At 43.9% G+C, this 13,322-nt stretch carries 14 protein-coding genes; all 14 read left to right on the top strand.

The genetic code is table 11. The features are described 5' to 3' along the window. The first annotated feature begins 66 nt into the window (after window positions 1–66). Complete coding sequence (locus KH180_RS00290; protein WP_290755294.1) at window positions 67–759, top strand: cyclase family protein; 693 nt, start codon at window positions 67–69, stop codon at window positions 757–759. Window positions 760–772: 13 nt separating this feature from the next. Continuing rightward, window positions 773–1,678: an NAD(P)-binding domain-containing protein gene (locus KH180_RS00295; protein WP_290755297.1), complete on the top strand. Its 906-nt coding sequence runs from the start codon at window positions 773–775 to the stop codon at window positions 1,676–1,678. A gap of 6 nt (window positions 1,679–1,684) precedes the next feature. Continuing rightward, window positions 1,685–3,118: a four-carbon acid sugar kinase family protein gene (locus KH180_RS00300; protein WP_290755299.1), complete on the top strand. Its 1,434-nt coding sequence runs from the start codon at window positions 1,685–1,687 to the stop codon at window positions 3,116–3,118. Between the two features lie 26 nt (window positions 3,119–3,144). Next, the gene (locus KH180_RS00305; RefSeq protein ID WP_330624219.1) at window positions 3,145–3,858 is read left to right on the top strand and encodes an MIP/aquaporin family protein; all 714 of its coding nucleotides are present in this window, start codon (window positions 3,145–3,147) and stop codon (window positions 3,856–3,858) included. Window positions 3,859–4,038: 180 nt separating this feature from the next. Further along, a complete protein-coding gene (locus KH180_RS00310; protein WP_290755300.1) occupies window positions 4,039–4,704 on the top strand; it encodes a GntR family transcriptional regulator in 666 nt (221 codons plus the stop codon). A 92-nt stretch (window positions 4,705–4,796) separates the two neighbouring features. Beyond that, window positions 4,797–5,387 (top strand): sce7726 family protein, encoded by a 591-nt coding sequence (locus KH180_RS00315; RefSeq protein WP_290755302.1) that lies wholly within the window; start codon window positions 4,797–4,799, stop codon window positions 5,385–5,387. A 195-nt stretch (window positions 5,388–5,582) separates the two neighbouring features. Beyond that, the gene (locus KH180_RS00320) at window positions 5,583–6,377 is read left to right on the top strand and encodes a CheR family methyltransferase (protein WP_290755304.1); all 795 of its coding nucleotides are present in this window, start codon (window positions 5,583–5,585) and stop codon (window positions 6,375–6,377) included. 148 nt (window positions 6,378–6,525) lie between these two features. Next, window positions 6,526–9,171, top strand: coding sequence for a translation factor GTPase family protein (locus KH180_RS00325; RefSeq protein WP_290755305.1), 2,646 nt, complete (start codon window positions 6,526–6,528; stop codon window positions 9,169–9,171). 238 nt (window positions 9,172–9,409) lie between these two features. After that, window positions 9,410–10,501, top strand: coding sequence for a radical SAM protein (locus KH180_RS00330; protein WP_290755307.1), 1,092 nt, complete (start codon window positions 9,410–9,412; stop codon window positions 10,499–10,501). Next, entirely contained in the window at window positions 10,498–11,127 is a 630-nt protein-coding gene (locus tag KH180_RS00335) for a TetR/AcrR family transcriptional regulator (protein ID WP_290755309.1), read from the top strand. Before KH180_RS00330 ends, KH180_RS00335 begins: the two co-directional genes overlap by 4 nt. Before the next feature lie 81 nt (window positions 11,128–11,208). After that, complete coding sequence (locus KH180_RS00340) at window positions 11,209–11,706, top strand: flavodoxin family protein (protein ID WP_290755312.1); 498 nt, start codon at window positions 11,209–11,211, stop codon at window positions 11,704–11,706. 3 nt (window positions 11,707–11,709) lie between these two features. After that, window positions 11,710–12,345 carry an NAD(P)H-dependent oxidoreductase gene (locus KH180_RS00345; RefSeq protein WP_290755314.1) on the top strand — a complete coding sequence of 212 codons (636 nt, stop codon included), beginning with the start codon at window positions 11,710–11,712 and terminating at the stop codon, window positions 12,343–12,345. Window positions 12,346–12,367: 22 nt separating this feature from the next. Further along, window positions 12,368–12,838 (top strand): pyridoxamine 5'-phosphate oxidase family protein, encoded by a 471-nt coding sequence (locus KH180_RS00350; RefSeq protein WP_290755316.1) that lies wholly within the window; start codon window positions 12,368–12,370, stop codon window positions 12,836–12,838. Window positions 12,839–12,954: 116 nt separating this feature from the next. Further along, window positions 12,955–13,320 carry a nucleotide pyrophosphohydrolase gene (locus KH180_RS00355; RefSeq protein ID WP_290755317.1) on the top strand — a complete coding sequence of 122 codons (366 nt, stop codon included), beginning with the start codon at window positions 12,955–12,957 and terminating at the stop codon, window positions 13,318–13,320. Window positions 13,321–13,322: the final 2 nt, after the last annotated feature.

A 13,322-nucleotide genomic window follows, 5' to 3' on the forward strand; every position in this document is an offset into this window, starting at 1 on the left:
CGGTATACTAATCGTATCAACAGAGCTGGAATTTAATAATTTTTTAGAGAGAAGGAGGTAGCTGCAATGTATTTATTTTTATCACACAAGTTAGATCCTGAAGGACTGGCATGGCCGGGAGAACCGGTTATAAAGGTAGAGCAGATGACAGACGTATCTGAGGATTGTCCGTTTTGTTCCTTCATAAGCACTTTGCCTAATCATTTCGGGACTCACATGGATGCCCCAAGACACTTTGTTAAAAACGGAATAAGTATCAATGAATTACCTATAGAGTATTTCTTTCATAAGAAAACCGCACTTTTAGAAATACCCAAAAGCGATGCGCAGGGAATTACGAGAGAGGATCTGGAACCTTTCGCTGATGTTTTATCACAGGTATCCTTTGCACTGATCCGTACAGGATTTGAGCAGTATAAGTTTACAGAGCCGGAAAGATATCAAAAGGAAGGGCCATATATTGCACCAAGTGCAGGGATTTACCTTTCGGAAAATTTTCCGAATTTAAAAGGTATCGGAATGGATTTTCTGGCTATCGGATCACCATCCTCTAAAGTACCGGAAGGGGAGCTTCCTCCGGACTGCCACAGAAATATTCTTGGATTTTATACAGGAAAATTTGTGACAGGGATTGAAGATATGCATCTTTCAGAACTTCCCAGAGATGCAGAGATACTTAATTTTATTAATGCACCGCTGAGGATTGAAGGACTGGATTCCAGCCAGGTTGTATGTATGGCAGAGATTAAAGAGATATGACAGGAGAATGAAAATGACAAAAGTAGGATTTGTAGGGCTTGGGATCATGGGACTCCCAATGGCGGTTAATTTAAAAAACGCAGGTATAGAACTGATGGTGAATGACCTGAATGATCAGACAGTAAAACAGATGACAGACCTGGGAGCTTTGAAAGGAACAAAAGCACAAATTGGAAAGGAATGCGGCATTATATTTATGATTCTTCCAAACGGGACGGTTGTAAAAGATGCTGTTTTCGGAAAAGAAGGAATCGCCTCCACGATTCGGAAAGGAACGGTCGTATGCGACATGAGTTCGGTAACTCCCGTCCAGTCTAAAGAATGTTATGTAAGATTAAAAAAGCTGGGAGTCAGCTTTGTGGATGCTCCGGTAAGCGGAGGGGAACCGGGTGCCGTTTCGGGATCTCTTGCCATAATGGCGGGAGGCGACCAGGATGCTTTTGACAGACTGTCTCTGTATTTTGATATTATGGGATCTTCTGCACTGCTGATTGGTGGCAGCGGAAGCGGCAGCATTACAAAGCTTGCAAATCAGGTGATTGTAAACATGAATATTGCCGCGGTTTCAGAAGCTTTTGTGCTTGCCGCAAAGGCCGGTGCAGATCCGTCCAAAGTATTTGAGGCCATCAGAGGCGGATTAGCCGGAAGTGCTGTTTTAGAAGCGAAGCTGCCAATGATTCTTGACAGAAACTTTAAGCCGGGAGGAAAAATTTCTATAAATCACAAGGACATTAAGAATGTAGTTGAGACGGCCCACGAAATTGATGTGCCGGTGCCGTTTACAAGCCAGCTTTTTGAGGTGTTTCAGGCACTGAAGGTTTCAGGACATATGAACGACGATCATGCAGGAATCATCCAATACTTTGAGGATCTTGCACAGACAGAAGTAAAAATCAAAAGAGAGGATGATGAGAGGTGAGTGATAATGGCTGAATATATGTCTGCAGAGGTTTTAAAGCAGTACGTGCCGGTTGATGAAAGAGAGATTGACAGACTGCTGAATAAAGAGATGAACAAAAGTCAGATTAAATTTGTTGTTTTAGATGATGACCCTACTGGAATACAGACTGTGCATGATGTTTCTGTATACACAGACTGGTCGAAAGCCAGTATGAGAAAAGGATTTCTGGAAGAAAACAGGCTGTTTTACATATTGACCAATTCCAGATCCATGACACCGGAACAGACTAGGCAGGTGCATGAAGAAATTGCCCGCACAGCGCAGGAAATTTCACAGGAGATGAACCAGAAATATGTATTAATCAGCAGGAGTGATTCTACACTAAGGGGACATTATCCTTTAGAAACCAATGTTTTAAAAGAAGCTGTGGAAAAGCATGGGAATCATTTTGTAGACGGGGAAATTCTGTGTTTCTTTTTCAAAGAAGGCGGAAGATATACGATTGATAATATTCATTATGTAAAAGACAGCGGAATGCTAATACCAGCCGGGGAGACGGAATTCGCCAAAGATAAGACGTTCGGATACCGGAGTTCAGATTTGAGAGAGTATGTGGAAGAAAAAAATAAAGGGGCGTTTAAGGCCGGAGATACGATCTGCATTTCCCTTGAAATGCTCAGAAATTGCAGCTATGCAGAAATTGAGCAGAGGCTGATGGCAGCTGAGAACTTTCATAAAGTGATTGTCAATGCAGTTGATTATTGTGACCTTAAAGTATTTTGTACTGCACTCTATCGGGCAATGGAAAAAGGAAAGACATTTTTATTTCGTTCAGCTGCATCTTTGGTGAAGGTGATCGGTGGAGTTTCAGATCGGGATCTTTTGACCAGAAAAGAAATGATAACTGCAGACACAAATCATGGAGGAATTGTGGTAGTAGGATCTCATACTAATAAGACGACGGCTCAGTTAAAGGAACTTTTGACATTGACAGAGGTAACAGGAATTGAGTTTGACTCAGATCTGGTGCTTAAGGGAGAACAGGCTTTTGACGCCGAGATCAGGCGGGTAGTCAGCCTCAGTGAACAGATCATTGCGTCCGGAAAGACTGCGGTATGTTTTACAAAACGCAGGCTTCTGACAGTTGATAACGACAGCAAAATGGAAGCCCTCTTACGGTCCGTTAAAATATCACAGGGGGTTCAGGCTTTGGTGGGAAAGTTGAACATAGTTCCTGCATTTGTGGTGGCAAAAGGGGGCATTACATCCAGTGATATAGGTACAAAAGCGCTTTCAGTGAAAAAAGCAAATGTTATGGGGCAGATCAAGCCGGGGATCCCAGTCTGGCAGACAGATGAACAAAGTAAGTTCCCCAGGATCCCATATATTATTTTCCCGGGAAATGTAGGGGAGTCTTCTACGCTGAAAGAGGCTGTTGAGGAATTGATCCGCAGATAAATGAGCGGTTTAGGAAGGAGCGGCAGATGGAACATATGAATCTATATCTCGCAGAATTGGTTGGAACTGCGTTATTTATGGTGTTAGGATTGGGGGTGTGCGCCAATATCTCCTTGAGCAAATCCGGCATGTGCGGAGCCGGCGGCATTGTAGCGGCTCTCGGATGGGGTGTCTCCATGGTGACAGTAGCAGTCTGTTTTGGACCAGTATCCGGAGCACACTGCAATCCGGCGGTGACAGTAGGATTTTGGGCAGCAGGAAGTTTAAGCGGAAGTCTTGTTCCGGGATATATCATCTCACAATGTATTGGGGCCGCCATCGGGGCACTGATTGTCTGGCAGCTGTATAAAGATCATTTGGATGAAGAGGAAAACCAAGGTACTACACTCGGTGTTTTTACCACCGGTCCGTCCATTCGGAATTCCTGGAGGAATTGTCTGTCGGAGATTATGGCAACCTTTTGCCTGATGTTTGTCCTGCTTTCTCTTGGACATCAGAATCCGGCAAATGGGGTGGCAATGTTCTTTGTATTCTGCGGAGTGGCAGGAGGAGTCATGTCTTTCGGCGGGCTGACCGGATATGCGATCAACCCTGCAAGAGATCTTATGCCCCGTATTATTTATACATTGGTGCCCATCAAAAATAAGGGAGGATCAAACTGGGGATATGCCTGGGTTCCTATAGCAGGCCCTTTGATCGGAGCGTTTCTTGCGGCCATGCTTTATAAAATAATTTTTTAAGAATCTGTGATTTTATGGGCATCCTTTTTTCCGGAAGTATCGGAAAAAGGGATGTCTTTTTGTTATGAATTTAATGACCTTGAGGAACATACAGATGATGAAAGATTCAGAAAGATATGGTATAGTATTAGGTAATTGTTAACAATATGAAGCGGTTTTTATAGAAGAAGAGGTAGTAGTATGAAAAGTACACAGCTGTTGCAGTCGAAAGCCTATGATTATCTGAAAGATCTTATACTGAATGATAAGCTGGAGCATGGGGTTATCTATTCTCAAAAAAAGGTTGCAGAGGAACTGGGGATTTCAAAAACACCTCTAAGGGATGCTGTCTTACGTCTGGAGCAGGAGCGGTACATTGATGTTTATCCAAGCAAAGGATTTATGATTCATGAAATGATGGAGGATGATATAAGGGAGACTTATCAGATACGGAATGCCATTGAAACCTTTTGTTTAAAACAGCTGGTTGCAGATTTTGATTCACCCAATGCCCAGAAATGTTTGATCGATCTGAGGGCAAAGATTAAACAGCAGCAAAACTTGATAGAAACAAACGGTTCCAGCGAGGAATTTGCCAGAATTGATTGTGAATTCCATCAAAGCATTGTAGAATTCCTGGAAAATACAGCAATGCTGCATTTATATGAAGAGTATATGCACCGTATTTTTTGGCAGAATGTTCTTTCTTTCACACGGGAAGGAAGGATGCAGGAGACAATCGGGGAACATAAGGGGATCATGGCTGCCCTTGAAAAGCGGGACAGGGCAGAGCTTGAGGAACTGCTGAACCGACATTTATCAGTGGCTGAAAATATTAACCTGGAACTGATAAAAGGAAAAGCTTGAACTTCATAATTTTATATGGAATTCAGGATTAGAATTAATGTCTTCTGCAGGAGGCCTTTTCAGAGCCGGCTGGAGATAATGGAGAAAAATTCATGCTGTACGACAAAGACATTCGGGAGCCTCTTTTTGACTTTCTGGAAGAGCGTTACGCAAAAATAAGAATCATTGAAGAAAAACAGATGGGACGGTCGCGGGCCGATATTGTCATGGTCACAGAGGACTCTGTATTTGGAATTGAGATTAAAAGTGATGCGGATACTTATGCCCGGCTTCAAAGGCAGATCAGGGATTATGACCAGTTTTTTGACTATAACTATGCAGTTGTGGGTTCCAGGCATGCACTGCATATTGAAGAGAAAATTCCTGCATGGTGGGGGATTATTACAGCAGAAGAAACAGGAGATGCGGTCGATTTTTATATGCTGCGAAGTCCCGGGGAGAATCCAAAACTTGTATGGAAAAATAAGCTCCGATTGCTTTGGAGGCCCGAACTGGCTCATATCCAGGAACGAAATCAGCTTCCAAAGTACAGACAAAAAAGCAAGGCTTTTGTAATTGATAAAATTATTGAAAAGGTTCCGGCAGAGTTATTAAAAACACAGGTCAGTGATGAATTGTTTGAACGGGATTATCATGAAATTGAAAATACTATCCGAACCTATAAAGCGGGAGGAACGGGATAAGGTTACAGGATTTAAATATCTATGGCAGAGCATTGAAAGAAAGTCTTTTTTAATGAATTTGCTGAAATTATGTCTATATATGAAATAATATCTTGAAAAGGATCTCAAACAGTTGTAAAGTAGAGCTTATCGCGCAGAGTGCGCTCAGCTGAAAAATTAGAATTAAGATCTCTGTAGAACTTAGGAGTAAAGAAAATGATTGAGATGAATCAAGATGAGTTTGACGCCCTGACAGAATACATTCAGAAAAGATATGGAATGAAGCTGTCCAACAAAAGAAATTTGATCCAGTGCAGGATTCAGCATGAGCTGGAGCGGCTTCATCTGGAAAGTTTTTTGGAATATGTAAAGGAAGTGCAGAAGGATCCGGAGACAGAGCAGAATTTAATTGACCTGACCGCTACCAACTATACATACTTTATGAGAGAGAGCGGGCAGTTCCGGTATCTTGAACAGGAAGTACTGCAGAGATTAAAAGAAAAAGAAGGTGTATTCCGCATATGGAGTGCAGGATGTGCCACCGGTGAGGAATGCTATACGATTGCCATAACAGCGGAGGAATGCCGCAGACGGGGATGGAAACTTCCCAAAATCGAAATAACCGGAACCGATATAGCCAAACATGAACTTACAAAGGGAGAAGAAGGAAAGTATCTGCCCAGACAGCTGGTAAAAGTGCCGGTTGACTGGAAGATGAGGTATTTTAAAAAGGATGGAGCTGCGTATACGGTGACCCAGCAGCTGAAGGATATGGTGGATTTCAGTTATCACAATCTGGCTGAACTGCAGTGGCCTGACAGCAAGTATGATGTGATATTCTGCCGCAATGTTATTGTTTATATGGATATGGAGAAGAAAAAGGAGATACTAAAAGGTCTGTACCAGTGTCTGAAACCGGGCGGATACTTATTCCTTGGCAATGGAGAAATTATTCGTCCCGGACATGGAAAGTGGGAGTTCCTGGGACACTCGGTTTACCAAAAGAAATAAAGGGGAAGTCCCTGGCTATAAAGTACAGCGGCAGGTTCCGGATGGGGCCTGCCGTACTGCATTTTACTTCTGAAGGTATATAGTTCAGCCGGTATTTGTTATAATGAAGCTGGCAGTTAATAAGAATATAGAAATGAGTTTATAGATTATGAAGAGATTAGTGATCGGAATTCTGGCCCATGTGGATGCAGGAAAGACAACTCTGTCGGAAGGGCTGCTCTATGAGAGCGGCAGCATCCGGAGCATGGGCCGGGTGGATAATAAAGATGCGTTTTTAGATACGCATGAGATTGAGAGAAACAGAGGAATTACCATATTTTCGAAACAGGCAGTGTTTCAGTTCGGAGAGATGGAGGCAACACTCCTGGACACACCAGGACATGTGGATTTTTCTGCGGAGATGGAACGGACCCTGCAGGTTTTGGACTGCGCAGTTCTGGTAATCAGCGGTGCAGACGGGGTGCAGGGCCATACCCAGACTCTCTGGAGTCTGCTGGAGAAATATCATATACCGGTATTTTTGTTTATCAACAAAATGGATCAGGACGGGACAGACAAAGAACGGCTTTTGGAAGAACTGAAAAAATACCTGGATGAAGGCTGTGTTGATTTTTCCCGGCAAAACTGTACTGAGTTTTTTGAGGATATCGCAGTCAGTGATGAAAAGCTTCTGGATGAATTTTTGGAGACGGGAAAGATACAAAATGACAGTGTAAGAGATGTGATTTCAGACCGCAAAATTTTTCCATGTTTTTTTGGTTCGGCGCTTAAGTCAGACGGTGTTTATGAGTTTCTGGAGGGGCTTGAGACATATACCGGTGAGAAGCAGGATCCGGGGGAGTTCGGTGCCAGGGTTTTTAAAATTTCCAGGGACAGCCAGGGGAACCGGCTGACCCATCTTAAGATTACAGGCGGGACACTGAAAGTAAAAACCGTGCTGAGATATGGAACTGAAGAAGAGAAGGTGAATCAGATCCGCATTTATTCCGGTGAAAAGTTTCAGGCGGCAGAGGAAGCCAGGGCCGGGACAGTGTGTGCGGTCACAGGCCTTACGAAGACCCGCCCCGGCGATGGGTTTGGCATCGAAGAGGGAGGATATTTCCCTGTTCTGGAACCGGTTCTTAATTATCAGGTGATCCTGCCCCGGGAAGTCAGTGCCAGCGTGATGCTGCCCAAGTTAAGACAGCTTCAGGAGGAAGAACCGGAGCTTCATATCGTATGGAATGAAGAGCTTCAGGAGATTCAGGTACAGATCATGGGAGAAGTACAGCTGGAAATATTAAAGAGCCTGATTAAAGAGCGTTTTGATACTTCTATAGAATTCGGCACCGGAAATATTGTTTACAAAGAGACCATTAAGAATACAGTGGAAGGTGTCGGGCATTTTGAACCTTTAAGGCATTATGCGGAAGTGCACCTGCTTATGGAGCCGCTGGAACCGGGAAGCGGCCTTCAGTTTGATACATCCTGCAGTGAAGATATGCTGGATAAAAACTGGCAGCGCCTTGTTCTTACACATTTACAGGAAAGAGAACATCCGGGCGTGCTCACAGGATCAGCGGTTACTGACATGAAGATTACCCTGGCAGCAGGCCGGGCTCATCTAAAGCACACAGAGGGTGGGGATTTCCGGCAGGCTACTTACCGGGCACTGCGTCAGGGGCTTAAACAGGCGGACTGTATGCTGCTGGAGCCGTATTATGAGTTCCGGCTGGAAGTACCGCAGCAGATGGTGGGACGGGCTATGTCAGATATTGAGCGCATGTACGGAAGCTTTGAGGTTCCTCAGTCTGAAGGAGAGATGTCGGTCTTGACCGGAACTGCCCCGGTTTCGGAAATGTCCGATTACCAGAGAGAGGTAATTGCCTATACAAAAGGGCGCGGCCGTCTTTTCTGCGCTTTGAAAGGATACGAGCCGTGCCATAATGCCGAAGAGGTGATAGAGCGGACAGGTTATGACTCTGAGAAAGATGCTGAAAATCCCACAAGTTCCGTTTTTTGTTCCCACGGAGCGGGATTCTCAGTAAGCTGGGATCAGGTAAAGGACTATATGCATGTGGACAGCCAGCTGAGTTTAGATGACGGGGACGCAGAAAAAGAGGAGCCTGTCCGGCAGGTGTACACAGACGAGGAATGGATTGATACCGAAGAGATTGACCGGATTATTGAGCAGACGTATTATGCAAACAGAAAGCAGAAGAATGGATGGAAGAAAAAGAAGCTGGAAAGAACGATAGAAGACTATAAGAGTTCTGTATCAAGGGCTTCAGTAAAGAAAAAAACAGGGAAAAAATATCTGTTGCTGGACGGCTATAATATTATTTTTGCATGGGATGATTTAAGGGAACTGGCCGAGGACAACATTGATGCGGCAAGAGGAAAACTTCTGGATATTATGAGCAATTATCAGGGAATCAGGAAATGCGAGCTGATTGTTGTTTTTGATGCCTACCGGGTCACAGGACATGAAACGGAAATCCTCGATTATCATAATATCCACGTGGTTTATACAAAAGAGGCTGAAACTGCCGATCAATATATTGAGAAATTTGCACATGAGAATGGGCATAAATATGATGTGACAGTGGCGACCTCCGACGGGCTGGAACAGATTATCATCAGAGGGCAGGGATGTTCCCTGCTTTCTGCCAGAGAGCTGCTTGAGGAAGTTCACCTGGCAAACCAGTTGATCAGGGATGAATTTCTCAGCAAACAGAAAAAGGAGAAGCATTATCTTCTGGATTCTGTATCACAGGAGGAACTGGAAAAAATGAAAAACCTGAAAGAAACCTGACCGTGAAAAAACCGAAAAAGGATTTGATCTTTATACTGTGGAAAACAAATCCAGGCAAATAGTAAAAATCTCTGAATCACGCCTCTGACACGAAAATTGTCGGGGGCCTTTTGCTGTACAGGATGTTTCAGCGGACTTGTCAGCTTTTTCTTGACAGGCTAGTGATTGCTAGCTATACTTATCATAACAAAGCTAGTAATCACTAGCCTGGTTGGCTTCACAAAAGGAGGGCAGGACTATGCAGGATTTTCAGTTAGAAGAATATTTGAGCAGCGGGACAGAACGCATACTTCGCAGTATTGTTAAAATCTCGGATCCGAAAGGCAGTTTCTTTCTGCTTCAGTTTATGGCTGCGGAAAAAAGAGCCAGAAATATGAGGAGAGAAGCAGAAGAAAGGGGAGAACATATCCCTCCCTTTTTAATTGCCAGTATTACCAGCAGATGCAACCTGTACTGTAAGGGGTGCTATGCAAGGGCAAACGGTGCGTGTACCGAGGGTTTTGACTCCGGGGAGCTTACCGGGGAACAATGGGGAGATATATTTCTGCAGGCAGAGAATCTGGGCATCAGCTTTGTCCTGCTGGCAGGCGGGGAGCCTCTGATGCGCAGAGATGTTCTGGAGGAAGCAGGGAAACATAAGGATCTTCTGTTTCCGGTATTCACAAACGGAACGATGATTGGCGATGATGATCTTCAGATGTTCGCCCATAAGAGAAATCTGCTGCCGGTGCTGAGCATAGAAGGAGACCGGGAGCAGACCGATGCCAGAAGGGGAGACGGCATTTATTCTGCAGTCAGCCAAACAATGAAGAGCCTTAAGGAACGCCGCCTTTTGTTTGGAGTTTCGGTTACGGTAACCAATGAAAATCTTAAGGAAGTTACATCAGAAGAATTCATCCGCGGACTGGCAGACACTGGCTGCAAAGCAGTGGTATATGTAGAGTATGTGCCGGCGGATGGAAAGACTCAGCATCTGGCACCGGGAGAAAAGGAGAGAGAGGAATTTGAGAGAAGGCTTTTTCATTTGAGAAAGAAGCAGGAGGATATGATGTTCATTTCATTTCCGGGAGATGAGAAAGCATCAGGAGGCTGTCTGGCAGCAGGCAGAGGTTTTTTTCATATCAATGCAGCAGGCAGTGCAGAGCCTTGTCCGTTTTCTCCTTATTCAGATACCAGTCTGGTACATACAAGCCTCAGAGAAGCCTTAAGATCTCCTCTGTTTTTAAAACTGCGGGGAAGCAAAAGGCTGGAAGAATTTCATAGCGGGGGCTGTGCCTTATTTGAGCAGGAACAGATGGTAAAGGCTATGCTGGAGGGAGAAGAAGCATGACCACAAAAGAGCGGATTATCCAGGAAGCACTGACTTTGTTTGCAGAAAAAGGGTATCAGGGAACCAGTGTAAAAAATATTGCAGACGCAGTGGGCATTAAGGACAGTTCTCTATATAAGCATTTTAAAAGTAAAAAAGAAATATTTGATACCATTGTAAAGGAAATGTCGGTCCGCATGGAGCGTATGTCCAGGGAGAACGGGCTGCCGGATGAAAATGACATGGCAGAAGCGGCAGAGCTATACGGCAGCATCAGTGAAAAGGGACTTCTGGCACTGAGCGAAAAAATTTTTCTGTTCTATTTGAAGGATGAGTTTGCAGCCAGGTTCCGAAGGATGCTTGTGACTGAGCAGTACAGAGATAAAGAAGTATATGCAGTCTACCGCGGCCTTTTTATGGATGCGGCTATTTCATATCAGACTGAGTTATTTGCGGAAATGATGAAAAGAGGAGTATTTGAGGGAAATGACCCGGAAGCCATAGCAGTTAATTTTTATGCGCCGATCTTTTTCCTTCTCAATCAATATGACCAGGAACCGGATAAAGAGGAAGAAGCGTTAAGGGCCCTCAGAAAACAGGTGCTGGAATTTTCCCGGCTTTATAAAAAGAAAGAGGAAGACAGTTAATTAATTTTCTTATGCAAAAAGTTTCTTGGAAGGCTGATGAGGCGTTCTGGGCATTTTTGGCTCAGATCAGAAAGGAGAATAATGAAAGTAGTCATTCATGATTTGAACGAAAAAGAATTAGAGCATTTTGATTTTGGCCCTTCAGAGAAGGTAACACTGGTGGGAAAGGAAGGCAGGATCCGGAATTGTACCGGATGTTTTGGATGCTGGATCAAGACTCCCGGGAGATGTGTTATCCGGGACCGATATGGGGATATGGGAGAGCTGATTTCTAGGTGCAGTGAGATTGAGGTTATCAGTGAATGCTGTTACGGCGGCTACAGTCCTTTTGTGAAAAATGTGCTGGATCGGAGCATCCCATATCTGCATCCGTATTTTGTAATAAAAAATAATGAGATGCATCATAAACAGAGATATAAAAAGACACTGAAGATGACCGTGCGGTTTTATGGAGCACAGTTGACGGAAGAGGAAAAGAACATTGCAGAAGAACTGGTGAAAGCCAACGCAGTAAATTTGTACGCAGACGTTGAAAGTATTCAGTTTGGTGAAACACCATATCAGTTAGGAGGCAGATAGAGTATGAAGATTGCAGGAATCAACGGAAGTCCCAAGTATTCAGGAAGCAGTTCGGGCTTGATTCTCAGAGAGCTGAAAGACGCACTGTCCGGACATGAATTTACAGAAATATCTGTCCACAGCCCGGAGATAACTGAGGAGCTGAAAACACAGCTTTTGGACTGCGGAGCTGTGGTCTTTGCTTTTCCTCTTTATGTGGACAGCATCCCTTCTCATCTTATTGAGGTCTTACAGCAGATGGAAAAGATGTGGAAGGATGCACATTCTGACAAGATGGTGTATGCTGTTGTAAACTGCGGGTTTTATGAGGGCAGTCAAAACCGTATTGCGCTGAATATGATGAAGTGCTGGTGCCGGAAAGCAGGACTTTCCTGGGGACAGGGGCTGGGCATCGGCGGCGGTGGAATGATACCAATGATTGCAGATATACCGGAAGGAAAAGGGATTAAAAAAGAATTTTCCCGGGGTATTTTAGAAATTGCAGAAAATATCGCCGGAGGGCACAGGGCAGAAGACCGTTTTATCTCACCGGGTATTCCAAGAATCATGTATAAGCTGGCGGGACAGATGGGGTGGAGAAAGCAGATCAGGAAGAACGGTCTTCCGGTAAAAGAGCTGTCCAGAAAGCTTTCACAGTAAATCATTTATGGGAGGATAAAGGATGAGAAAAAAAGACAGAGAAGTGCTGAATGAAGAGAAGATCGACAAGATTATTTCAGATTGTTACTGCTGCAGGCTGGGGCTTCAGGACGAAGGAAGGATCTATATTGTGCCTTTGAGCTTTGGGTATGAAAAAGAAAACAGCAGGAGAATCTTTTATTTTCACAGTGCAAAAGAGGGAAGAAAGATTGATCTGATCAGGAAAAATGGTTATGCTGGATTTGAACTTGATACAAATTATACGCTGAAGGAAGGAGTCAATGCCTGCAGCTATTCTGCAGCATTCCAGAGTGTGACCGGCAGCGGAAAGATGTTATTCGTTAACGAACCAGAAGAAAAAAAGAAGGCACTGAGTCTGATTATGCATCACAATACAGGGAAAGAAGAGTGGGAATTTTCTGAGGAAATGCTGGAGGCAGTCTGTGTCTTTAAGCTGGAGGCTGAAGAACTGTCTTGCAAGGAGAACCTTTAAAAACAAAGTTTAGATTTGTAAATAAATTCTAAATTATAAAGATCCGTATTTCATGTGAGGACAAAGTGTTATATAATAACAGTATTCATTGAAACGAACAGCTATGGAGAATTAATATGGATATGTTAGAATATTTAACGGAAGAAGTGCAGAAGTTTTGTGAGGACCGGGACTGGGATCAGTTTCATGATCCGAAGGATTTGGCTATCGGACTTTCCACCGAATCCAACGAGCTGCTGGATCTGTTTCGTTTTAAGTCGGAAAAGCAGATGCAGGAGATGATGGAGTCCCCAGGGTCAAGAGAACATATATCGGAGGAACTTGCAGATGTGTTTTTCTTTCTTCTGCGCTTTTCTCAGATGTATGGATTTGATCTCAGAGAATGTCTCACAGATAAGATAGAGAAAAACAAAAGGAAGTATCCCAAAGACAAGACAAGAGGAAAGAATCTTAAGTATACGGAGATTGATCATGAAAGGTGATT

This window comes from Anaerostipes sp., assembly GCF_018381315.1.
Taxonomy (GTDB): domain Bacteria; phylum Bacillota; class Clostridia; order Lachnospirales; family Lachnospiraceae; genus Anaerostipes.